Source organism: Acinetobacter sp. Marseille-Q1623 (assembly GCF_902809895.1).
Taxonomy (GTDB): Bacteria; Pseudomonadota; Gammaproteobacteria; order Pseudomonadales; family Moraxellaceae; genus Acinetobacter; species Acinetobacter piscicola_A.
Map to the genome: position 1 here is coordinate 1,124,787 of NZ_CADDWG010000001.1, position 22,447 is coordinate 1,147,233.

Annotated in this window: 20 protein-coding genes and 3 pseudogenes; 14 read left to right on the plus strand and 9 right to left on the minus strand. The window is 36.0% G+C overall.

Annotated elements, in window-relative coordinates:
* Positions 1-2 precede the first annotated feature (2 nt).
* From antB to HUV91_RS05350, 3 genes are all read left to right on the plus strand, one after another.
* Positions 3-494: an anthranilate 1,2-dioxygenase small subunit gene (gene antB / locus HUV91_RS05340; RefSeq protein ID WP_130073683.1), complete on the plus strand. Its 492-nt coding sequence runs from the start codon at positions 3-5 to the stop codon at positions 492-494.
* Between the two features lie 10 nt (positions 495-504).
* Positions 505-1,536 carry an anthranilate 1,2-dioxygenase electron transfer component AntC gene (gene antC / locus HUV91_RS05345; RefSeq protein ID WP_174492779.1) on the plus strand — a complete coding sequence of 344 codons (1,032 nt, stop codon included), beginning with the start codon at positions 505-507 and terminating at the stop codon, positions 1,534-1,536.
* Between the two features lie 392 nt (positions 1,537-1,928).
* Positions 1,929-3,275, plus strand: coding sequence for an MFS transporter (locus HUV91_RS05350; protein WP_130073685.1), 1,347 nt, complete (start codon positions 1,929-1,931; stop codon positions 3,273-3,275).
* A gap of 68 nt (positions 3,276-3,343) precedes the next feature.
* Here the strand turns inward: HUV91_RS05350 and HUV91_RS05355 are convergent, their stop codons facing one another.
* The 3 genes from HUV91_RS05355 to HUV91_RS05365 form a co-directional block, all read right to left on the minus strand.
* Positions 3,344-4,327: an AraC family transcriptional regulator gene (locus HUV91_RS05355; RefSeq protein WP_130073686.1), complete on the minus strand. Its 984-nt coding sequence runs from the start codon at positions 4,325-4,327 to the stop codon at positions 3,344-3,346.
* A gap of 271 nt (positions 4,328-4,598) precedes the next feature.
* Positions 4,599-4,799 (minus strand): hypothetical protein, encoded by a 201-nt coding sequence (locus HUV91_RS05360; RefSeq protein ID WP_174492780.1) that lies wholly within the window; start codon positions 4,797-4,799, stop codon positions 4,599-4,601.
* 92 nt (positions 4,800-4,891) lie between these two features.
* Entirely contained in the window at positions 4,892-5,092 is a 201-nt protein-coding gene (locus tag HUV91_RS05365; protein WP_174492781.1) for a LysR substrate-binding domain-containing protein, read from the minus strand.
* 53 nt (positions 5,093-5,145) lie between these two features.
* Here HUV91_RS05365 and HUV91_RS05370 point away from each other — a divergent pair, with 53 nt between their 5' ends.
* Positions 5,146-5,319 (plus strand): hypothetical protein, encoded by a 174-nt coding sequence (locus HUV91_RS05370; RefSeq protein WP_174492782.1) that lies wholly within the window; start codon positions 5,146-5,148, stop codon positions 5,317-5,319.
* A pseudogene (locus HUV91_RS05375) lies at positions 5,303-5,554 on the plus strand (RNA degradosome polyphosphate kinase); the annotation flags it as partial. The gene HUV91_RS05370 and the pseudogene HUV91_RS05375, both read left to right, overlap by 17 nt.
* A 33-nt stretch (positions 5,555-5,587) precedes the next feature.
* Here the strand turns inward: HUV91_RS05375 and mobR are convergent.
* A pseudogene (gene mobR, locus HUV91_RS05380) lies at positions 5,588-7,204 on the minus strand (phenol degradation transcriptional regulator MobR).
* Between the two features lie 297 nt (positions 7,205-7,501).
* Here mobR and HUV91_RS05385 point away from each other — a divergent pair.
* The 4 genes from HUV91_RS05385 to HUV91_RS05400 all read left to right on the plus strand — a co-directional run bounded on the left by HUV91_RS05385 (position 7,502) and on the right by HUV91_RS05400 (position 10,953).
* Positions 7,502-7,819: a hypothetical protein gene (locus tag HUV91_RS05385; protein ID WP_228721843.1), complete on the plus strand. Its 318-nt coding sequence runs from the start codon at positions 7,502-7,504 to the stop codon at positions 7,817-7,819.
* A gap of 66 nt (positions 7,820-7,885) precedes the next feature.
* Positions 7,886-8,350, plus strand: a complete 465-nt coding sequence (locus HUV91_RS05390) for a MarR family winged helix-turn-helix transcriptional regulator (RefSeq protein ID WP_107008811.1) — start codon at positions 7,886-7,888, stop codon at positions 8,348-8,350.
* A 277-nt stretch (positions 8,351-8,627) separates the two neighbouring features.
* A complete protein-coding gene (locus HUV91_RS05395; RefSeq protein WP_174492784.1) occupies positions 8,628-9,701 on the plus strand; it encodes a nitrilase-related carbon-nitrogen hydrolase in 1,074 nt (357 codons plus the stop codon).
* Between the two features lie 229 nt (positions 9,702-9,930).
* The gene (locus tag HUV91_RS05400; RefSeq protein WP_174492785.1) at positions 9,931-10,953 is read left to right on the plus strand and encodes an AraC family transcriptional regulator; all 1,023 of its coding nucleotides are present in this window, start codon (positions 9,931-9,933) and stop codon (positions 10,951-10,953) included.
* A gap of 80 nt (positions 10,954-11,033) precedes the next feature.
* Here the strand turns inward: HUV91_RS05400 and HUV91_RS05405 are convergent, their stop codons facing one another.
* The 4 genes from HUV91_RS05405 to HUV91_RS05420 form a co-directional block, all read right to left on the minus strand.
* The gene (locus HUV91_RS05405; RefSeq protein WP_107008814.1) at positions 11,034-11,561 is read right to left on the minus strand and encodes a flavin reductase family protein; all 528 of its coding nucleotides are present in this window, start codon (positions 11,559-11,561) and stop codon (positions 11,034-11,036) included.
* 11 nt (positions 11,562-11,572) lie between these two features.
* Positions 11,573-12,811 (minus strand): styrene monooxygenase/indole monooxygenase family protein, encoded by a 1,239-nt coding sequence (locus tag HUV91_RS05410; protein WP_107008815.1) that lies wholly within the window; start codon positions 12,809-12,811, stop codon positions 11,573-11,575.
* Positions 12,812-12,900: 89 nt separating this feature from the next.
* On the minus strand, positions 12,901-13,686 hold the full coding sequence (locus tag HUV91_RS05415) for an SDR family oxidoreductase (RefSeq protein WP_130073693.1): 786 nt from the start codon (positions 13,684-13,686) through the stop codon (positions 12,901-12,903).
* 12 nt (positions 13,687-13,698) lie between these two features.
* Entirely contained in the window at positions 13,699-14,949 is a 1,251-nt protein-coding gene (locus HUV91_RS05420) for a dienelactone hydrolase family protein (protein WP_174492786.1), read from the minus strand.
* 385 nt (positions 14,950-15,334) lie between these two features.
* On the opposite strand from HUV91_RS05420, the pseudogene HUV91_RS05425 reads away from it, so the two are divergent.
* The 5 genes and pseudogenes from HUV91_RS05425 (at position 15,335) to HUV91_RS05445 (ending at position 21,591) form a co-directional block, all read left to right on the plus strand.
* Positions 15,335-16,410 (plus strand): annotated as a pseudogene (locus HUV91_RS05425) (IS3 family transposase).
* Between the two features lie 178 nt (positions 16,411-16,588).
* Positions 16,589-17,671 (plus strand): hypothetical protein, encoded by a 1,083-nt coding sequence (locus HUV91_RS05430; protein WP_174492787.1) that lies wholly within the window; start codon positions 16,589-16,591, stop codon positions 17,669-17,671.
* Between the two features lie 9 nt (positions 17,672-17,680).
* Positions 17,681-18,550: a hydroxyethylthiazole kinase gene (gene thiM / locus HUV91_RS05435; RefSeq protein WP_174492788.1), complete on the plus strand. Its 870-nt coding sequence runs from the start codon at positions 17,681-17,683 to the stop codon at positions 18,548-18,550.
* A gap of 292 nt (positions 18,551-18,842) precedes the next feature.
* Complete coding sequence (locus HUV91_RS05440; protein WP_174492789.1) at positions 18,843-19,220, plus strand: hypothetical protein; 378 nt, start codon at positions 18,843-18,845, stop codon at positions 19,218-19,220.
* Between the two features lie 154 nt (positions 19,221-19,374).
* The gene (locus HUV91_RS05445; protein ID WP_174492790.1) at positions 19,375-21,591 is read left to right on the plus strand and encodes a sel1 repeat family protein; all 2,217 of its coding nucleotides are present in this window, start codon (positions 19,375-19,377) and stop codon (positions 21,589-21,591) included.
* An 86-nt stretch (positions 21,592-21,677) separates the two neighbouring features.
* Here the strand turns inward: HUV91_RS05445 and tsaA are convergent, their stop codons facing one another.
* Positions 21,678-22,397 carry a tRNA (N6-threonylcarbamoyladenosine(37)-N6)-methyltransferase TrmO gene (gene tsaA / locus HUV91_RS05450; protein ID WP_174492791.1) on the minus strand — a complete coding sequence of 240 codons (720 nt, stop codon included), beginning with the start codon at positions 22,395-22,397 and terminating at the stop codon, positions 21,678-21,680.
* Between the last annotated feature and the right edge of the window lie 50 nt (positions 22,398-22,447).

Genomic DNA, 22,447 nt, shown 5'->3' on the forward strand with positions numbered 1-22,447 from the left:
TCATGAACATGGAATTAACGTTTGCAGTGACTCAATTTTTAAACCAAAAGTCAGAATATTGTGATAATTTTCAATGGAATGAATATTTAGAACTGTATGATGAGGATAGCATCTATCATATTCCACAATGGATTGATGATCATCGTTATGTCACTGACCCAAATCAAGGCATGTCTTATATTTACTATGAAGACCGCACAGGCTTAGAAGATCGCGTGTTCCGTATTGAAACAGGAAAAGCTGCTTCAGCAACACCTTTACCACGTACAGCACATCTTATTAGTAATGTTCGTGCCAAAGAACTTGCAGATGGTTTAGTTGAAGCAAAAGTCGTTTGGCAAACGCTTTATAACCGCCAAGGCTTAGAGGGCTGCTTCTATGGTCATGCGACCTATACTTTACGTAAAACAGAAAACAGTTTCCGTATTCGTAAACAGCATACGATCTTACTGAATGACAAAATTGATTCAGTTTTAGACTTCTATCACGTTTAAGGAGACTAAAATGGGACATTCTGTGGCGCTAAATTTTGCAGATGGTAAAACCTTTTTTATCGCAGTAAATAATGATGAATTGTTGCTTGATGCAGCAATTCGTCAGGGCATAAACTTGCCTTTAGACTGCCGCGAAGGTGTTTGCGGAACCTGTCAAGGGCAATGTGAAACAGGCATTTATGAGCAAGAATATGTCGATGAAGAAGCACTCAGTCCACGTGATTTAGCTGAACGTAAAATGTTGGCTTGCCAAACGCGAGTACAATCGGATGCTGCTTTTTTCTTCGATCATGATTCAAGTATTTGTAATACAGGCGATACTTTAAAAATTAACACCATCGTCAAACATGTTGAGTTAGTTTCAGAAACGACCGCTATTTTACATGTTGATGCCAGTAATTATTCTGAGCAATTACAATATTTAGCAGGTCAATACGCACGTTTACAAATTCCTGATACAGATGAGTGGCGTTCATATTCATTTGCAAATCGCCCTAATGCCACGAACCAACTGCAATTTTTAATTCGCTTATTGCCTGACGGTGTCATGAGTAATTATTTACGTGAACGCTGTCAAGTTGGTCAAAGTATTGTCATGGAAGCACCATTGGGCAGTTTCTATTTACGTGAAGTTGAAAAGCCTTTGGTGTTTATTGCAGGTGGGACTGGTCTTTCCGCATTTTTAGGTATGTTAGATCATCTCGCTGAACAAAAAAACCCACCTAAAATTGAACTTTTTTATGGGGTAAATAAAGAAGTAGATTTGTGTGAACAGCAACGTTTACATGACTATTCTCATAAAATAAACAACTTTAGTTATCATCCAATCGTGACTCAAGCAACAGAAACATGGTCTGGAAAAACTGGATTTATTCATGAACATTTAAATAAATCTCAACTTGCAGAACAAGCATTTGATATGTATTTATGTGGTCCACCGCCCATGATTGAAGCCGTCAAAACTTGGCTAGATACCGAATCATTGAGTAATTTTAAAATTTACAGTGAAAAGTTCTTATCAAGTAATACGGTTAAGGCATAAACCAAACATAACACAAGGTTTAAAAGAAAATATTTCTAAAATGTATTGAACAATTTGAGCAATACGGACAAGTGTTTGCAATGAAAAGCGACATTTCACAAGATAAATAACGTGTACATTTTCACTGCTTATTTTCTCGAAAGCCTTGTGTGTTAAATCTTAAACTCTGATTTCAACACCCATTATTTTTTAATTGTGTCATCGGTATCAATCCCACACTTTCCTAGAAAAATCAATGGAAAGTTCACTAAAAATATTTTCAACCATCACACAACTTGTTAAAAATAAATGAATAATTTGGATTAAATACAATCATTTTAAAGGGTTAAAAATATTTAACAGACACTCTTGCAAAGTAACACAATCGATTTTCAATCATTAAGGGAATAATTATGCAAACAATCGATATTAATCGTGTCATAGATCGTGACAAACTTTCACCATTACAATGGCTGGTCTTTTTTCTTGGTTTTTTAGTCTTTTTCTGTGATGGATTAGACACAGGAATCATTGGCTTTGTTGCACCCTCTTTACTTGACGACTGGGGAATTACTAAACCACAACTTGCGCCTGTACTCAGTGCAGCATTGGTCGGGATGTCCATCGGTGCAATTGTTTCAGGTCCACTTGCGGATAAATTTGGACGTAAAAAAGTCATTGTAACGACCACATTAATTTTTGCTATTTTTACTGTTCTATGTGGTTTCGCAACATCCACTCAAGATTTAACGATTTATCGCTTTATTACAGGTATTGGTTTAGGCGCAGCAATGCCAAACATTAGTACTATCGTCTCTGAATATATGCCGAGCAAACGTAAAGCCTTTTTAACAGGTCTTGCAGGCTGCGGTTTTATGTTGGGTATTTCTTGTGGTGGTGTGCTTTCAGCTTTTCTTTTAGAAAATTTAGGTTGGGCAAAAGTCATCATTATTGGTGGCGTTATTCCTGTACTTTTAGCGGTAATTTTAATGCTAAAACTACCCGAGTCTACTCAATATTTAGTGAAGAAAAATCAGCATCAGCAAGCACGTTATATTTTAGAAAAAATACAAGGTCAGGCATTTTCTGAAAATGTACAATTTAAACTTGCGACAACAGAAAATAACCTGAGCAATGAAAGCCCTGTAAAACAAGTTTTAGGGAAATATCTCTGGGGCTCAAGTATGTTATGGCTTTGCTGCTTTATGAGTTTATTGGTGTTCTATTTGTTAACCAGTTGGATGCCGACCATTCTTAAAACTGCAGGTTTTACGACACAACAATTTAGCTTAATTGCAGCAATTTTCCCATTTGGTGGCGTGATCGGTGCAACAGTCATGGGTTATTATATGGATAGAACTAACCCAACCAATGTCATTAAGTATTCATATTTTATTGCCTTTTTATTGTTTATTTTAACGGGTTTTATCAGCTCAAATATTTTACTTTTTGGCATGAGTATTTTTATGATTGGGGCTTTACTTGCTGGTGCACAGTCTTCTTTACTGCCACTTTCAGCAATGTTCTACCCTTCTACTTGTCGTGCAGTTGGTGTGTCTTGGATGCATGGTATTGGACGAGTTGGCGCAATTTTAGGGGCATTTTTTGGCTCATTGATTTTTACATTTGAGTTAAGTTTAAGTGGAATTTTCTATGTTTTAGCCATCCCAACACTCATTTCTTTTATCGCTTTAAGTCTAAAAGTTATGGTCGAAAAATCAAAAAGCAAACAGCAGATTAAATCACAAGAATTGGCTTAAATATTAAGCGCCTATGACTGAGTCTTAGGCGCTTAATTTATTTTGCTATGTAAAATTAAATATCAAAATTATTGAAATTTGGCTTTGGTCTGACTTGGATTTTCACCAAATTCTTCCCGATATTCTTGTGAAAAACGACTTAAATGACTAAATCCCCAATCATAAGCCACTTTCGAAATTGAAATCTCTTGCTGCTTGCGGCTACTTAAAGTTTTATAAACTTTCTGTAAACGATATTTTTTTAAAAAAGCCAAAGGACTCATGCCATAATAATATTGGAATTGTTCATAAAGTTTACTTTTTGAGACGCCAGCGACGTGTAAAATCATTTCTACAGAAATCATTTCATGTGCATGATCCATCATAAATTGTTTTACATTTCTAATAAATAATGGAATATCTTGACATGAACCCTCTCGTAAAGCTGCGGAAAAATTATTTTCTTGGGAAAGTAATAATGCCTTAATCAAGAAATTTTCATAATCTTCAGAAAACATTTGTAAGCCATAAAAACCTGTATATTGTGCCTTCACCAACATAAAATTTTGAATATTTGACCACCAAGCAGCAATCATCTGATCTAATACTAAATTCATCGTTGGATTAAAAACAATACTGTCGCGGATGGGTTGGTTCAGTAAATCTGATAACACCAATTGCATACTTTTTTCGGGAATGACCACTTGTAATTTTTTACAGTCTTTATCAATAAATAAATCTTGAAAATCATTATTTGAAACAATTAAACCACTGCTTTGGTCAGACTGATAATGTTCACCTCGAATATTTAATGATTGTTTACCATGCAAAGGTAAACTAATACTATAGGCTTTAAGCTGCGAAATATTGATAGCAACATTTGCACCATATTGAATACAGCCAATGGTCATATGTTTTTTGGGTAAACGTAAGCCGTCATACTGAAAATCTAAAGTATCACGATATGTGGTTTCTAAACGATGATCACCACAAATACTCGACATCAAATTTTGAGCAAAATCAGCTTGTTTTGTATTATGTTTTAAATCTGAGTGTTGGACAAATGATTGCATCTTCCTTGTACCTCGCTGAGGTGTTTTATTCCAAAATTGTTCGTTTTAAAATTTCCTTTTAATATGAAAAATTTCCACATCATTTTGGCGAATAACTTATAATTTAAAATAAAATTCCTGATAAAAATAGTATACTTTATTAAAGCTGAAAATATAATAAAAGTTAATAGATTTTATGACATAAAGTTATACCAAAAAAGTATAATTTTACAATATCATGATGCTTAAACACTTCACTTATTTTCCAGCCTTTAAAATTGTATTTTACCCTTTAAAACTCATACTTATGATAAGAAACACCTTCTAAATCATAAACTTGATAAACACAATCAAAGAAAGACTGAATATCCTCTGTACATCCTGTATTACGAATAGAGACCATAACATTACTGATCGCACTTTGATCCAAAATAGGTACAAACTTCAAGTTAGTCAAATGAATGTTTTGTGCGCTTGCAGGTACAATAACCATTCCATCGCCTGCTGCGGCAAAACCACATGCTAATGCTAACTCACGTACATAACGTACTTTTTCAGATTTTAAATTTTGTTCAGCAATAATGCTTAAATATGATGTGAAAAATTAGGTTGATCATTTTTAGGATAAAATAATAATTCCTCTTTAACCAATTCTTTTAAAAATACACCCTCTTGTAATGCCAAAGGATGAACTGCAAGAACTAATCGTTCATCTCTTAATTTTGTTCTTTTAACTTCTGGGTCTGAAATATCCATTCGACCAAAACCAATATCAATACGTTTCATTTTTAACGCCTGAATTTGATCCATAGAAGATAAAGCAGTTGGATTTAGACCCAATGCATTTATATCAAGTCGATAATCCTATAAATTTAGCGCGTCTGGTGGCGAATTTTGATATTCCTGCCTTACGTTTTAAACCTTTTCAACCTGTTATTCCTAAAGTAGTGCGTAATACTGCACAAATATTTGAAGTCTTAAGTAAACGTGATGTTTTATTGTTCAAGTGCTGACTGGATGGGACGTAATTTATTTTCTCGTGTGGAAACCTGTTTCCCGAGTGAAGCCCCTAAACTGCGTAAGCAAATCATTGAAGATGGGTTACTTAACTATCTTAAAGACAATGTTCGGGCTTGGGAGCTTGCAGCCAATGGGCAGTGGATAGCACTGCAAACAGCAGAACATGAAACACCATTTATTGCACAGCAATACTTAATGGAACAACGTGTTATAAAGACCATTGCTTGATGTTATATGAAAGTTTTATTTTAAGGTGCGCTTTTAAGATACCATTTTCTTTAAACGATAATCTAAAGTTGCACGGCTAATGCCTAATACTCGTGCAGCTTCTGAGACATTTTGTTTGCACTTATTCATCGCGGTCATAATAATTTCTTGTTCATATTGATCCAGTGAAAAACCATCTGCCAACAAGTCATCTAAACGATTTACAACAGTTTTTTGCTTGTGTTCTTGCTCATCAAGCTGTGGAAATAAGCTACTCAGTTTAATGTCTTGTTGATGGTCTATCAGGAGTGTTGCTCGTTCCAGTAAATTTTCTAATTCTCGAATATTTTTCCCAGCCAATCATATTTCATCACAAAGCTATAAGCCTTATCAGACAAGCCTTTTAAGGTTTTGCCATATAAATTTTCAAAACGTTTGATAAAATATTCGACCAATAAAGGAATATCTTCACGACCTTCCCGTAGCGCAGGAATACGCACTGGAAAAATATTTAAACGATAATATAAATCTGCTCGGAAACGCCCATCCTTAACAGCTTGCTCTAGATCTTCATTCGTAGCTGCCACAATTCTGACATCTACTTTTCGGGTTTGCTGGTCACCAACAAGTTCAAATTCACCTTCTTGTAACATTCGTAATAAGGCAGCTTGTGCACGAGGAGATAGTTCAATCACTTCATCAAGGAAAATCGTACCGCCATGCGCACGCTCAAATTTGCCCATTCGAGTTTGTGATGCACCTGTAAATGCTCCTTTTTCTACGCCAAATAATTCAGCTTCAATTAAATCTGGTGGAATACAAGCACAGTTCACAGCAACAAAAGGTTCATTTCGACGCTGACTGCCATCATGTACGCAACGTGCAAAAGCTTCTTTACCCCCCTGTTTCACCTTGCAATAAAATTGTAACTTTACTTCCTGCTGCTTTTTTTAATAAATCACAAACCTTGCGGTAGGCTGCTGATCCGCCTACTGCTTTAAACATGGTGTAATCAGATTCTGCATCCGTATAAATATTTTTCTTAAGTTTATTCAGCTCAGCCTGTAAAGCAATTAATTCATCTGATACAGGATCGGGTGACATAAAGCGGATGAGTTCCTCTGAATTTTCCCATTCTGCTAATGGCTTACCAATAATTCGACAGCACTCATCTCCTTGAGCAACACAATGCGTTTCTTGATAAATAATCGTTTGCCCCATGACAAAACTTGTATAGCCGCAAGCATAACCTAACAGCATCCAACATGATGGCTCTTCAGCCATACCAAACTCGCTTAAATGTACCTCCGCTTCAAATGAGTTTTTCCAGTTAAAATCGGCATAAAATTGCTTTAAATCATGACTTAAATTCAGTTCATTGACTTCCACATGCACCATGCCTCGTATGCCGTGCATTTGTGGACCTGCCATAAAAGCTTCTATTTCATTTAAATTTGGACGTAATTTAGAGGTAACTTCAGCATCACGCATACCTGACTGATAGCCACAACGAATAAAAAAATGTTTTGTACGCTCCCAACCCAACATTTCATATAAGTCTTTGCGTAAATATCCCATCATACTGGTATGCATCAGCAACATACGGTTTTCATCGAACCAAATTTGCCCATGCTCAGTATCAAAATGGATTTTTTCGAGTAAATCTTGAATTTCTTTACTCTGTTCAAAATATTGTTTATAAGATTTTCATCTTTTGTTCGCATGGCATCCCATTCCTTGGTCAATGTCCATATATAATGATACTGGTTTTAGTGTATAAAACTGTATGACCTTAGAAGCATATCAGTATACCTTTTGAGTATTTACTCACATATTGATTTAAATTTTCAAAATATAAGGCAGAAAAATGAATTTATTTTTAGATTGTGAGTTTAATGGTTTCGGTGGTGAACTGATTTCCATGGCATTGGTGGACGAACACGGACTATTTTTCTATGAAGTTTTAGAATGCCCACACCTGTAGAATGGGTCAAGCAAAATGTTTTGCCTATTACTCAAAAAGCCCCTGTTTCTTATTCAGTTTTTCAGCAGCGCTTACATGATTATTTATTACAATATGAACAGATCAATATCATTGCAGACTGGCCAGAAGACCTTGCTCTTTTTAGCCGTAGTCTTATTTTAGCTGCGGGTCGTTGTATGATCACACCACCATTGACCATGCAATTATGGCTAGAACAACGAACAACTGCGGTTTTATCTGAACAGCCTCATTATGCTTTAGCGGATGCGAAAGCCTTACAACAATCCTATCTAAGTCTATAAAAAGATGATTTAAGATAGCTTTATATTTTTATATGATTATTTTTAAAGAGAAAGCACTTTAGCACTATGGTAAAACAATTTCACCAAGCAACAGATATGTTTAGCCCTGAACAGGGTTATCTCGGTTTTTTACTCAGACAAGCGGCTCATGCCTACCATCTCAAAATGGAAAAAGTCTTATTAGAATATGCCATTACTCCGCCCCAATTTACGATTTTAAAAATTGTTTCTGTTTACCCAAGTTGTTCAAATGCAGACATTGCTCGTTATGCATCGTTAACACCACAAACCGTTAACTTAATGATCAATAAATTGGAAAAAATGGATTTGGTCACCAAAAATGCCCATCCACATAATAAAAAAGTTCAATGTATTGAAATCACAGACAATGCTTCAAAAGTTTTATTGGATGCTACCGAAGCCATTGAACAGCTAGAAGACAAACTTGAGCAAGACTTTTCTGAACAAGAAATAGCAACTTTACGTAAATGGCTTGCTTATATTCCAAACATTGAAACACCGTCACCATAGTCAACTCATCATCATTTTTAAGGTGATGATCGTTTTACTTTTTTAAATTTGCCTAAAAACTCCTGATCTCTTGAAAAAGACAGGGGTTTTTTAGCTTTTTAAAATATCAAATTTTATTTGCTCTCTCATTTTCATCATTTTTCTGTCAGATGATCATTGTTTAGATTTTCCTCAGATAATATTTGAAATATTATCAGTATACTGATAACTTAAATAAACAAACTGATGACAATGCTTTGTCAGTCTTTTCACTTTTATTTTAAAAAGGATGTTTATTATGGTTAAACCTTATGGAGTTGTTGGTTTAGTTCCAACCATTTGGGGAATTAAAAGTCGTGCTGACATTATGAAAAATATTTCTCATTTAGAGGAACTAACCGCAGGAGCATTATGGTTAAGTTCCCTAGATTTGCCTGTAAGACTATTAGTACTACCTGAAGGTGCTTTACAAGGATTTAACGATGAAGCACTTGATACACCCATTGCAGATTTTCTTGCAGATGGTGCAATGGAAATTCCGGGTCCTGAAACTGACCGTTTAGGTGAACTCGCAAAACGCCATAATGTTTTTATTATGGCGCAAGCAAAAGTCAAAGATCCAGACTGGTCAGGCATTATGTTTAATGTGGGTTTTATTATTAATCCACAAGGTGAGATTATTCTAAAACATCATAAAATGTCTGCTCTACTGCCTTGTGAACGTTCAGCTTCTCCTCATGACTTATTTGATGCTTGGGTAGAAAAATACGGTTATAACTTACAATCGTTTTGGCCTGTGGTCGATACCGAAATTGGTCGCTTAGGTATTATGATGGCAATGGAAGGTAACTTCCCTGAAAATGGTCGTGGGCTTGCCATGAATGGTGCTGAAGTGGTCTATCGCGCTTCTCTACCGACACCTTTTACCCAAAATGATATTTTCGAAATTTCAAATCGCGCACGTGCTCTTGAAAATAATATGTATGTTGTTGCACCGAATATTGGCGGAATGTATTTAGATGAAAATACTTTAGCACCTATTGATTGTGGCGGCGGATTATCACAAGTTATTGATTATAAAGGTGGAATAGTTGGAAAACAAAGTGATACTAATGGCTCAACTTATGTTTCAGGTGTGATTGACATTGAAGCTTTACGTTATCATCGTACGCATTCTCAAGTGTCAAACTGGATGAAAGATATTCGTTCTGAATGTGCTCAATTAATTTATCAAAACAATATTTATCCTAAAAATTTGTACCTTGATGGTGTACAAAGCAACCATGCAACGTATAAAGAACAAGTGCTTGAGCCACAAATTCAAAAAATGATTGATTTGGGTATTTGGAAAAAAAGTAGTTATGATCTCTAAGTTTTGACTGACAAAACCTACATCATAATGACTCGAAGTGCTATCCATTCAATAGCACTTCTTCATGTGATTATTTTATCTAAATTCACTTGATTTTTCTGACTAATTCAGTCAACTTCTTATTTATTCATGTTTTACCCTATTCATTTGTACAAAAATATCGAGGTTTTGGCAGGAGCTATATCTTTATATTTTAATAAAATAATGTACTTAGCTAAAGGAATCAGCTATGTCTACACCTACTCAGACTGAACATTCAGCATTTGTATCGCCATTTTCGAATACCTTATTTTCACAACAATCACTTATTTTTAAAAACTCAGATCTTGCTGAAACTCAACACAATGTCGCACATGTACTTAAACCTCATCGTTTAAAAGCCTGTTCGTCTTCATCGACACTTTCTTCAATGCACCATATTCGTTGTGGTCATTTATCAGTGAGCCGTTTGGAATATGGTCTAGACGTTTATATTGAACCCGACTGTTTAACAGATTTTTATCTCATTCAAATTCCTTGTGAAGGTTATGCTGAAATTGAATTTCAACAACAAAAATTTATTTCCTATTCACAAATTGCTGCGCTTTTATCTCCAGATATGCCTTTAAGAATGAAATGGAAAGCGCGCGCTCCACAAATGATTTTAAAAATCAGTAAAGATCGCTTATTGCTACATTGCCAACAACATTTAGCAAATTTTAATTTAACTCATCCTATTTTTGATCCAAAACTCGACTTTTCACAGGTCAGTGGGCAATATTTTCTACAACTTTTCCAACAACTTTTACAGGCAATTCATACAGATCATCATCCATTGAAGCATCCTTTAGCTTTACAACAATTTGAAGCAAATATTTATAATGCTTTACTTTATGGTCAAACACACAGTTATCAAGCTCAATTATCGCAGACCCAACAACGACAGATTTCACCGCATTTTATTAAAAGCACTCAAGACTATATTCATGCTCATTTACATGAAAATTTAACAATTGAAATCTTGGCACAACACGCAGGTATTAGTGTTCGTAGTTTATTTTTGGGTTTTCAAAAGTATCTAAATATGACACCTATGCAATATCTAAAAGAGTTACGTTTTAAACAAGTTCATGAGGAACTCATTCAAGGAAATCAAGCAATTACTGAAGTTGCACTGAAATGGGGATTTACGCATTTAGGACGTTTCTCCCAAGAATATAAAAAACGTTATGGCTATAGCCCATCAGAAACTAAAGTTAAATTTTTGCGTTAATCATTTGAGTTTTCTATTTTTTATAGATAAAAAAAGGAACTGATTGATCAGCTCCTTTATGGCATTTTAAACATTTATTATCATGAGTTTGGATGCTGTGCGGCTATGCGATATTTTCCAGCATGAAAAACCAATGGATCACCATCATTTTGCTGATAATGCTCAATTTCTCCAATAAAAATCAGATGATCTCCACCTTCATATTGGTTGACATTTCGACAGACTAAAGTAGCCAAACTATCTTGTAATATCGGTAAACCAAGATCACACATCTGATGATCAATATTGGCAAATTTATCTTCAGCACCACGCGCAAAATGCCCAGAAACCTCATGCTGATGATGACCTAACACATGTATCGCAAAATGTGGTGCAGCAACAAAATCGGGTAAACTCGGTGCAGTTTTAGACAAACTCCATAAAATTAAAGGCGGCTCTAAAGATAAAGATGAAAATGAATTTGCGGTCATACCAATTTTACGTCCATCTTGTCCTGTAGTCGTAATGACCGTAACACCCGTCGCAAATTGCCCTAACAAATTACGAATGTGGCGTGGTTCATTGACATTAATTGCAGCTAAACCTAAAGATGATACTGAATGATTCATAGCCATACTCCTTATGCCACACGATTTAAATCAGTGCCTTGTAAAAACTGCTGACTTGCTTCTGCATCAAACCACCACGGAGAAAACCCTCGTGGATCATCAAAGTTGTTAGCAATTTGTGCAGCAATGTGTTGGTTTTGAGAAGCAGCGACTAAAGCATCTATCATTTGTGGTTCAGGTGGACGTAGCATACTATTGGTCCAGTCCACAACATACTGTGCATAATCCCAATAACGATCAAAGGTTTGCTGCATCCATGCTTCATCAAATGCTTGGTCAGCATGTGCTAAAATCGCATCATAATACACCTTGCAACATTTGGCTGCATTGTTTGAACCTTGACCAGTAATAGGATCATTGACCACTAAAGCATCTGCCATACCAAAGACTTTTTTACCTGATGCCAAAGTTAAAACAGGATGACGTACTGTCGGGGTAAAACGCCCTGCAATATAACCACCATCATCTGTTAATTCGACATTTTGGCAACGGTCAGCCTCCCACGGTATATATTTTTCTAAAATTTCTAAGCTTTTTGCCAAATGTTGCTCTGGTGTTTTAACTTCTTGCCAACAATCCATTGGACCATTTGGAATCCCTTCAAAGACCATGATTTCACATGGTCCACTGGTTGTGAGTGCAGGAAAACAGAAATATTCACCAACGTTAGGAATCAGGTTAAAAGCGACACGTGAATAAGGTGACATTGGACGCATGCCTTTAACATAAGTCAAAGCTAATGCACGTTGTGGTTGTTGAAATGGGCTACGTGTATCATCACGACCAAATTGATTGACAATTTCGCCCTTACCTGCTGCCAATAAAACAAGCTCATATTGTTCAGCGAGTTGTTCTAATTCAGCTAAACCTACATCTTGAATCACTAACTTTCCGCCACGACGCTCAAACTCACCCATCCATTCTGGCATTTTGACACGCTGATCCACAGATTGAGCATAGCGTTGTAAACGTGCGCTCCAACTAAAAACTTTCTCTTTTTTCTCTGGTTCTACCAACGTGACACTGATCCCTTCTACTGCAGGGCATTGCTCTTCCCACTGATTTAGACCTAAATCACGTTCGGTTTGTAATGCATTATGAAACATACATTGACTCGACATGACTTTGCCATGTTTAACCTGCTCAGCGGTACGGTTGGTATACATACTAACCTCATAGCCTTTATCTAAAAGCCCTAAACCAAGTTGTAAGCCTGCCTGACCTGCACCTACGATTGCTATTTTGCGCATTTGATATTTCCTTATTCAATCCATGAAATTTTTGTTTTGGGTAAAATTAAGCTGTATTTACCTAAAAGCTGTCGTTATCTAAAAAATGATTAATCTGCTAAACGTGGAATTGCGGGTTGATTTTGCTCTGGTCCCATCACGCTATAACCACCATCTACAGCATAATCTGCCCCTGTCACAAAACTCGCAGCTTGAGAACTTAAGAACAACACCACATTTGCCACTTCTTCAGGGTGACCTAAACGCCCTAAAAGATGATAATCTGCCGCCACACGATCTGCTTTTGCTCGGTCTTGTCCACTCACTTCCGCAATGACACGTGACCATGTCCAACCTGGTGAAACTGAGTTGACTCGGATACCATCGGCTGCAAAATCCATTGCCATACTTTTGGTTAATGCTTGCATTGCAGCTTTAGATACGGGATATAACCAGCGACCTGTTTGTGCACATTGCGCTGAAATAGAGGTAAAGTTAACAATTGAACCTTGTGTTGCTTTTAAGTCCGTATACACAGCACGAGTTAACTCTACAGCTGAAACTAAATTAATATCTAAAGCCTTGAGCCAATCTTGACGACTCGACTGAAATCCGTTATCTAAATATGTACATGCTAAATTGACTAAAACATGAACTTGCCCAAACTTTTGCTGAACTTGGGAAATTGCATCCTTAAGTTGCGTATCATTGGTTAAATCTGTTTCAATAAATAAAGCTTGGTCTGTATAGGCATCTGCAATTTTTTGCCCTGCTGGATCTATATCTAAAATCGCAACATTTGCACCTACTTGTATAAAGGCATCAACCACAGCTTGACCAATCAGCGTTGCACCACCACTCACAATGACTGTTTTTTCTTTAAATTCAATCTTCATTACCAACTCCTATTAAGCGACTGATTTCTTTTCACTTGATGACCAAGATGGCATTAAGGTATTTGAAGGCAAAGATTCATCTATCAATTTTTGTGCGGTTTCTACACCTGCAACAGGTAGACCTTGTGGATTGAGAACACCTAACTGAACAAGCACACTTGCTTGATCCCAATAAATATGTTCATGACATAGTTTTGGACCACGGAATTTAATTACACCTAACATTGGGATTTGTACTTTTTTACCTGTAGGTGCAATCCCCGGAATCAGCCAATCAATTTCTTCATCATGGGTAAAACTCATAATGAACTCGTCTACAACTTGGGTTGCTCCCACTGTACGAGAAATTGGAATCAGACTCATATCTTTAGGATTTTGATGAACAAAATGATGCTGATAAAAACGTGACAGTTGCTTATAACCAACACCGCCCGTCATGGTTGGGATATGATTCACATAAGGCTCAGCCACCATGGTTGCCATGGTTGCAGGGACATCTCGTGTATCAAACTCATGGCGAATGTGTTCCTCCCACAGAGCTGCTAAATCATAATCAGGACCGATGGTTTTACGTAATGCAGCAACTGTTCTTTCATGAGCAATTTGTGCGGCAGTTTTATCAAAATGTTCACTTTTTGGACGAGCAAAAGCATGATCTACCTGCGGATAAACATAGACTTCTGTGCCTTTGATCTGTGCTAAACCCTGTTGAATGTCTTGGCGAATATTTTCAGGACAGAATTGATCCAGCTCCGCCATATGTAATAGCAATTTACCTTGGATATTTTGACTTTCAGCAAGTGCTTTTTCGATCCCAACACCATAATACGCTACAGAACACGCTAGATTTGGAATACGACACGCTGCTAAATATGCTAATTTTCCACCTAAGCAAAAGCCAACCACCGCTTGCTGTGCTTGATCATCACATACATCTAAACTTTTTAAAAAAGCCAAACTTTCTTCAATATCTTGTACACCGAGGTCTTCATCAAATTGTTGATACAACTCAAATGCACGTTGAAAATCTTCAGCACCATAACCTAGCTCCGTTTCAGGTGCGATTCGCCAATATAAATCTGGTACTAAAACGCTATAACCTTCTTCTGCAAGTAAATCTGCCTTGTCACGCATGGCTTGATTAACGCCAAAAATTTCTTGGCACAGCACAATACCCGGACCTTTACCATCTACAGAAGTTGCTAAGTAAGCTTTGTATTGGTTCCCTGTTGCGGTTGTCACTTGAATATATTTTCCTGACATTTCCTTGATCCTTGCTTGTTGTTTTCCACATCATGCAAAGATTCCAAACTATCAGCTAGGACAAGAACTGCAATCACTATCCAAAAATTGCAGCTTTTATTTTTTGAAAATTTATCTTATTTTTAAGCGATTGCGATATTTATTCAAACTATTTTCAGAATTTCATCAAATCATTAAAAATCAGCAAAATTAATTTCATTAAATCATTAAAATTTAGGTTAGTGTTTCAAAAAGTATGCTGAAAAAAACGGGTTGAATCTTGATAAAGTAGAGAAATGCAAATAACTCTAGAAATCAAATGTCCAACCTTCCTCGGTAATGCTCCCGAAAATTAAACGAGTTTAAAAGTAGAAAATCGACTAGTCTTTGAACAAGGAGATTTTCCATGAAAACATCTAAATATTCAGATAGCTTAATCATGAGCATTTTAAAACAAGCTGAAGCAGGAACACCCGTGCCTAACCTTTGTCGTGAGCATGGGATGAGTACAGCAACTTTCTACAAGTGGAAGTCCAAATATAGTGGTATGGATTTATCACTTATGACTCGGCTAAAAGAACTCGAAGCTGAAAATGCACGTTTAAAACGAATGTACGCTGATGAGCGCCTTAAATCAGATGTACTGCAAGATGCATTATCAAAAAAGTTTTAAGGCCACAACAGCGCAAATCACTTGCTCAGCAGGCGACTGAGCAATTTAATATTTCAGTCACTATGGCCTGTTTAATCTTCAATGTGAGTCAAACCTGCTATCGCTATAAGACCTGTTTGGATGATGAGAATCAGCAGATCGCACATTGGTTAATTCAGCTGACGAATGATCATAAAACATGGGGCTTTAAGCTTTGCTTCCTGTATTTACGTAATGTTAAGCAATATAAATGGAACCATAAGCGAGTTTACCGAATATACAAGGAACTTGAACTGAATTTAAGAATCAAACCAAACAAGCGCATAAAGCGTGAAATCCCTGAGAGGCTTGCTGTACCTGTTGTTCAGAATGAATCATGGTCGATGGATTTTATGTATGATCAATTGAGTGATGGGCGCAGTTATCGTGTCCATAATGTCATTGATGACTATAATCGTGAGTCTTTAATCATGGTGGTGGATTTTTCACTACCAGCTCAAAGAGTTCTGAGAGACCTAGATCAACTGATTGCATGGCGAGGAAAGCCCAAGCGTATTCGATCCGATAACGGCCCAGAATATGTGAGTGATTTAATGGATCAGTGGTGTAAAAAGCATGAGATTGAGCATGTTTTTACCCAACCTGGCAATCCATAGCAGAATGCCTATGTTGAGCGTTTTAATCGAACAGGGCGTTATGAATGTTTAAATCAGCATTTATTTGACAATATTGAGGAGGTACAAAACTATACAACTGCGTGGCAGTACTTTTATAATCATGAAAGACCACATATGGCAATTGATGGCAGACCACCTAACTTTAAACGATAACAAGGGCTTGGAGTTTTCTAATTTTGACCTCAGTTAATAATGGGGGTATTACCTACCCATCCCGTGCCATAATCTCTTATAATCAAACTCAATCGAATTTTTAAGATGAATTATGGCTTTACTGATCTTGCAAAAAGAACATGACGAAAGCAGTTTTTGCCCGCTTTGCAAAGCATCAATGTTTCTTGTATCAGCGGAATTGAATGATGAACCTGTAGAATATTTTGAATGTACTCATTGTGAGCATAAAATTTCAGATTCAGATTTAGTCCACTGCCAATGTCAAGCCTGCTCTCAAGCATTACTCGAAGCAAAAACAAAAATCACCCCAAAAAAGGTACTCAATGTCAGAAACCTTTCTAGCTTATATTTAATTGATAAATTATTTTTGTTGGCCATTTTAGATAAAATTATTTTAAATGATCATTTTCAAAATGAATGTATTAATTTTGAAAAAATAAAATGGGAAAAAGTTACCTCAACATATTCTCTCCAAAATACGATTTTATATCGTTTAGAGAAATACAATGTCATTACAAAAAAGAAAATGGTGACATTAAAAGACAATGAACATGATTTTTATCTTAATGTCCGTGTGGATCGTTTTTTAGAACCTTCATTATATACAATCTATCAAAAGTTAAGACAATGGTTTTTTGAAGATTTTAAATATGGTGCACCTTTTCAACAAGCTGAAGAAGTACATAGCACGCTATTTATTATTTTCTATCATGAAATTTTAGAATTCACTCAATATTATTGTAAACGCTTAGGGGTTAAATTTGCAGGGAATAAAAAATTTAAAGAATATTGCGATTATTTACTCAACTATTTATCGTTGGGGCAAATCTATTATATGGTGCAAACTGCATTAGATTATTTACACTCACAAAAAACAGCACTTGATCCACTCAATACTGATTTTAATAATACCAATAAACTGCGTAAAACCTTAGAGGAATACCGAAAAAATTCAATTCATAAAAAATTTGAAATTTCGACTTTACCTCGTCCTTACGATTTACATTTTAGTCGTGTCAGTCAAATATTTTTATTTCACTTACTTAAACTTGACGAAAACTATGTTGCACAAACAATTCCTGTGATTTGGCAAAATATCAAACCACGTATGGAATTTTTCTCAAAGTTTAATTGTATGCATTGTGGATCTACAGATTTAAGTATTGAATATGATGATCATCATTCAATCTCGACTTTCTGTAATCGCTGTAAGCATCAAGATCACTATTTTACCAAATAAGGAATGCATATGAATCAGCTTGAAAATATTCACACGATTCAATCTACTCCAACCCTGATTCAAACAGATACATTACGAGCAGAAGTCATCACGGCGTGGACACAATTACAAATGCAACAACCACTTGTGCATTGTATTACCAATAGTGTTGCAGCAAATTATGCAGCGAATGTACTTTTGGCAGCAGGCGCTTCACCTGCCATGATTGATAATCCCTTTGAAGCAGAAAGTTTTGCCAATATTGCGGCTGCACTCAGTATTAATTTAGGGACACCGACTTCTGAGCAAATGCAAGCCATAAAAATTGCAGCACAAACCGTTGCTGCAAAATCAACACCTTGGGTGCTTGACCCTGTGGGGTATGGTGCATTTTTAAAATGGCGCAGTGCCATGGTCGATGAATTATTGTTATTACACCCCACGATCATTCGTGGCAATGCCTCTGAAATCAGTGGTCTAGCAGGAAATCAAGTTCAATCAAAAGGTGTAGATAGCAGTATTGCTAGTCATGAGGTTTATCAACAAGCCATTCCCCTGTTGGCACATTGTGAATGTGTTGCGATTTCAGGTGAGTCCGATTTTATTTTATCAAAAGAACTCAATGCCGTGATTCAAGTCAATGGTGGTAGTGATTTACAACCTAAAATCACAGCAACAGGTTGTGCCTTAGGTGCATTAATTGCAGCCTATAGTGCTGTTTCTACCCCCACAATTGCAACACTTTCTGCACATGTTCATTTTGCCATTGCAGGAAAACTGGCTTTTAGCAAAACGCAGTCTGTAGGTAGTTTTAATGTCGCTTTTTTAGATGCAATTTATGAACTCAATGCAGAAACGATCCAGCAATATGCAGATTTTGAAATATTAAATATCGAATAATTTTGAGATGCTGATGAAAATAGATCAAGATCAGGATTAAAAAATTAAATCTATCTTTAGAAAAATATGCAGATAAAATAATCAAATGTATTTTTGGTTATTTATGTATCACGATCTGCATTTTTCTTTATTCGTTAAATTTGAAGAAAACCTATGATCAATATAAATACTCAAGCAGTTGGTTTTTATTTTCATTTCTTCTTCCAAGTGCAGTTTTTTATTGGTTATTCTATTAGTGCTTAGAAAATAAATATTTTCATTTCAAAAAATCTGCCCCACGTGAACAACATAAATGAACTCCATACTTTTAAACCAAATTCAAGACATTGAAAGCTATTGGAAATTTCCAATCTCAGATACATATCAACAAATCCTCCTTGAACACATCCAAGAATGTCCAATGTTTGAAGTTGAATATTTCGATGAATATGAACAAGAGGAAATATATATCTGTTTTTACAATTGTTTTGACTTAATAGAACGTAATCAAACCTATCAAATACAAAATTTTGAAGCAAATTTTTTAATGGTTGGACAACAAGGTAACTTAGGCTATTTCATTTCCCAGCATCAGCATGATTTGACTTTATATCAATTAGATTTAGGTTCATTAGGATCCCTTCCTATGCAAGTTTTGATTACAGACTTTCGAGCGTTATTTAACATTTAAAAGTCATTATTTTTCAGCCTTTTTATGACTTTCACATGAAATAAGTCGGAAAAGAGCATATGGATTTAAAATATATTGCAATTAAAAAAGCGAATCGCTACAGCACTATTTTTATTTATGATAATCTTTCAAAAAACCAATAATCTAGACCATCATGAACCGTAAAACTCAACAAGATATGCAAGGTTTGTTGCAATATTTTTATCAAAAAAAATTGCCACCTTTGGGTTTAAAGTATGCCGAAGCACTGTTTAAAATTACTCCTGATTTTAGTGATGAAAGTTTACACGACATTGATACCTTGTTAATTGCTTTACATCATCAAAATGTCCGCCCTAATGATCTAGTAACGCAACGAGATGGGTTAAATTTTTTGATGATGTTGATTTCTTATCTTTGTGATGTTCTTGCGCAAAGAACCCATTATCCTGTGGAATGGTACAATTATCACGAAGCGATTAAAATTTTACCTTCAGATTATGAACTTCCTCTCGACTTTTTTAGTTCAATGGTCGCTTTGATCAATCATCAAGTTTGCTTACCTTTAGCTGTTATTGCAGATGTTCTGCATCACGGTGAAAATGCTGAAAAAACATGTCTCAGTTATGTTCATTTACGCCAAAGTATTATTGAAAAAAATCATACACAAAATATCAATGAAAATTGTGCTGAATATATTCAAGCGCTACAACAACATCGCTATCTATCAGATGGCAATGCTTATCATCAAGCAACCAAGTTAATAGACTTTGATTTTTCTTTAGTGAGTCTGCAAAAAATTGATCTCCTGCTCAACCGCATTCGTCAGTATGAACAACTCAATGAAGCAGGCTATGCAACCTTTATGCAGGACAAAGAGAAATTAAACTTCTTAGTTGCACTCAGTTATTATTTAGGGACAACGATTGCCCATCAAACGTTGAGTAGCGTGAAATGGTTTAGTTTTGAAGAATATAAAGCATTACTCAGTCAAGAGGATGATGAAGAGTTTCGCTATGAACTTGCACAAGTCTTTGTCTTCCAAAATCAAATTTCTTATCCAATGTCGGTACTGACTGCTATTTTATTTGACGCTAAGCAGCCCGTTCAGAGTTGTTTAACATATGTGCAAAAATACATTGATCTTTCCACGCAAAGTTTGGTGTATTTCCCTTCAGCTTTAAAAGATATACAACAACCTGAAATCACTGCAAATATTACCCAAGCATTTAAACATGCTGGTTTTTTAGCAGCTTATGCCAGTTTCATGCTTGATGGGTCAAGTTTAGACCCCTGCTTATTGGTTAGTAAAGACCATAAAGTTCAAATTATCAAACTCATGCAAGACAATCCACGAGAGCTTGCATTTGCTGAACTTGAACAGAACCCACACGGTTATCCATTTCAACTGTTTTGTGAAGATATTCACGCCTATCTACCCACAGGGCGTACGGATGCAATTTATCTAAAAATACAAATCTATACTCCCATAGAAACCACAGTCAGTTTAGTCATTCCTTATACAAAGACTGCTGACAATAAAATTGAGCATATTTACTCAGTGGTTCAATACACCTCTTCTAATTTATCACTCGCACAATTTGATGCAGCAATGACAACCTTTTACCAAAATGCTTTTGAGTTTCAAGACAGCTTTACCCAACAGTCATTTTGGCAAGCACATTTCCAAGAGAATATTCTACGAAAACCAGCGAGTTTTTTATTCAACGACACACAAAGCGATGAATTTAACTCAGCACTTCAAACCTTATACCCAATCAAAATGGTCGAAACGCCAAAACCGTCCATTACATTAGAAAATACTTCTCAGGAAAATGCCGCTCAAGAAAATAAAGCACAGCTCGAAAATACTTCTGTTACAGAATTGCCAGAGGTCAGTCATCCTGCCCTACTCAAAGCCCTCGACATTTTAGCAAGCAGTGAAGATGACCCAGAGAAAAGCCAACAAGCCATTGGGATTATTTCTAGCTTAATCATCAATAATGACCCTGAAGCCATGCAATTGATGGCACATTTTCATGCTGACGGCAAATATGTTGAAAAAGATCCTAAACAAGCTTTTTTCTATTTGGTGGAAGTCGCTAAATTGCAAATGGATGAAAGCTCATTTAAAGATGCCATGCGCTTTTATGCATCCCCCGTGCACGCTTTAGATAAAACTGACCCTGACGTTGAAGAATGGTTATTGGGTTTAGCCGCAGACTTTGATCGAGCAACCGCAGAAAAACCAGAGATTGCACAATTAAATAGCAGCAGTTCGCGTAGACGGGTTATACAAAAAGCTGATCAGCCTTTAACAACAGCGCAATGGATCAATCGGTTTTTAATTGGAATCAGTGTGATCCTGATACTAATTATTCTCTTTAAGTAAAATATTATAAGATTGAAAATGGCACGTAAAAGTATTGTCTATTTTCAATCTTAAATTTTTGACATCTTGATTTGCAATTTTTTGCTTTAAACAACAGCAATCAGATCCACGACATGCACAATATCTTGTTGTACCGTAAAACTTACATCTAAACCCGCAAATTTCATTTTATAAATCCGATGTTCATCATCTTGATAAGCTGGACGAGGGTCTAAAGACAACACTTGCTCAAGTTCATTTTGCATTTGTGGGGTGATTTTCTGTATTTTCAGTAAATGCTTGAATGCCAATTGTACATTTTCAGACCAAACAACTTTTTTTCGATCTGGTTCTTGCTGAGCATAACCACTTTTTGCATCCATGATTGCATCGGAATACTGAATATAAGGCTTAATATCCAAAATCGGTGTAGCGTCTAATAAGTCACTGCCTGTCACATAAACCCGTAGCGATTTTCCAACTTTTTTCACATGTTTAAGTTGTACTACAGACAAACCTATTGGTGCAGGACGATACATACTCCGTGTGGCAAAGATCCCTATTTTTTGATTCCCCCCCAATCGCGGCGGTCTAACTTGTGCTCTAAATTTATGATTTTCATTACTATTTTTATTTTCATGAAATTGCCAAACCAACCATAAGTGACTGAATGCTTCAATTCCTTCAAAAGCCAATAGGTCATTATAGGGTGCTTGCATTTCAATATAAGATTCAACCTGAACTAAGTTCGGTTGGCGAGGAATACCAAATTTTTCTTGGTAAGGTGAATGCATATAACCAATTATAGGTAAACAAAGATCAGACATAATCACTTTTTCTGATAAGCTCAATTAAATATATTCAGTTTATCGAGAAT

Excerpts from the sequence above, each read along its gene's own strand:
- antB (WP_130073683.1), top strand. The coding sequence starts at position 3 with ATGAACATGGAATTAACGTTTGCAGTGACTCAATTTTTAAACCAAAAG.
- antC (WP_174492779.1), top strand. The coding sequence starts at position 505 with ATGGGACATTCTGTGGCGCTAAATTTTGCAGATGGTAAAACCTTTTTT.
- HUV91_RS05350 (WP_130073685.1), top strand. The coding sequence starts at position 1,929 with ATGCAAACAATCGATATTAATCGTGTCATAGATCGTGACAAACTTTCA.
- HUV91_RS05355 (WP_130073686.1), bottom strand. The coding sequence starts at position 4,327 with ATGCAATCATTTGTCCAACACTCAGATTTAAAACATAATACAAAACAA.
- HUV91_RS05360 (WP_174492780.1), bottom strand. The coding sequence starts at position 4,799 with ATGGTTATTGTACCTGCAAGCGCACAAAACATTCATTTGACTAACTTG.
- HUV91_RS05365 (WP_174492781.1), bottom strand. The coding sequence starts at position 5,092 with ATGAAACGTATTGATATTGGTTTTGGTCGAATGGATATTTCAGACCCA.
- HUV91_RS05370 (WP_174492782.1), top strand. The coding sequence starts at position 5,146 with ATGCATTTATATCAAGTCGATAATCCTATAAATTTAGCGCGTCTGGTG.
- HUV91_RS05385 (WP_228721843.1), top strand. The coding sequence starts at position 7,502 with ATGCCCACACCTGTAGAATGGGTCAAGCAAAATGTTTTGCCTATTACT.
- HUV91_RS05390 (WP_107008811.1), top strand. The coding sequence starts at position 7,886 with ATGGTAAAACAATTTCACCAAGCAACAGATATGTTTAGCCCTGAACAG.
- HUV91_RS05395 (WP_174492784.1), top strand. The coding sequence starts at position 8,628 with ATGGTTAAACCTTATGGAGTTGTTGGTTTAGTTCCAACCATTTGGGGA.
- HUV91_RS05400 (WP_174492785.1), top strand. The coding sequence starts at position 9,931 with ATGTCTACACCTACTCAGACTGAACATTCAGCATTTGTATCGCCATTT.
- HUV91_RS05405 (WP_107008814.1), bottom strand. The coding sequence starts at position 11,561 with ATGAATCATTCAGTATCATCTTTAGGTTTAGCTGCAATTAATGTCAAT.
- HUV91_RS05410 (WP_107008815.1), bottom strand. The coding sequence starts at position 12,811 with ATGCGCAAAATAGCAATCGTAGGTGCAGGTCAGGCAGGCTTACAACTT.
- HUV91_RS05415 (WP_130073693.1), bottom strand. The coding sequence starts at position 13,686 with ATGAAGATTGAATTTAAAGAAAAAACAGTCATTGTGAGTGGTGGTGCA.
- HUV91_RS05420 (WP_174492786.1), bottom strand. The coding sequence starts at position 14,949 with ATGTCAGGAAAATATATTCAAGTGACAACCGCAACAGGGAACCAATAC.
- HUV91_RS05430 (WP_174492787.1), top strand. The coding sequence starts at position 16,589 with ATGTTTCTTGTATCAGCGGAATTGAATGATGAACCTGTAGAATATTTT.
- thiM (WP_174492788.1), top strand. The coding sequence starts at position 17,681 with ATGAATCAGCTTGAAAATATTCACACGATTCAATCTACTCCAACCCTG.
- HUV91_RS05440 (WP_174492789.1), top strand. The coding sequence starts at position 18,843 with ATGAACTCCATACTTTTAAACCAAATTCAAGACATTGAAAGCTATTGG.
- HUV91_RS05445 (WP_174492790.1), top strand. The coding sequence starts at position 19,375 with ATGAACCGTAAAACTCAACAAGATATGCAAGGTTTGTTGCAATATTTT.
- tsaA (WP_174492791.1), bottom strand. The coding sequence starts at position 22,397 with ATGTCTGATCTTTGTTTACCTATAATTGGTTATATGCATTCACCTTAC.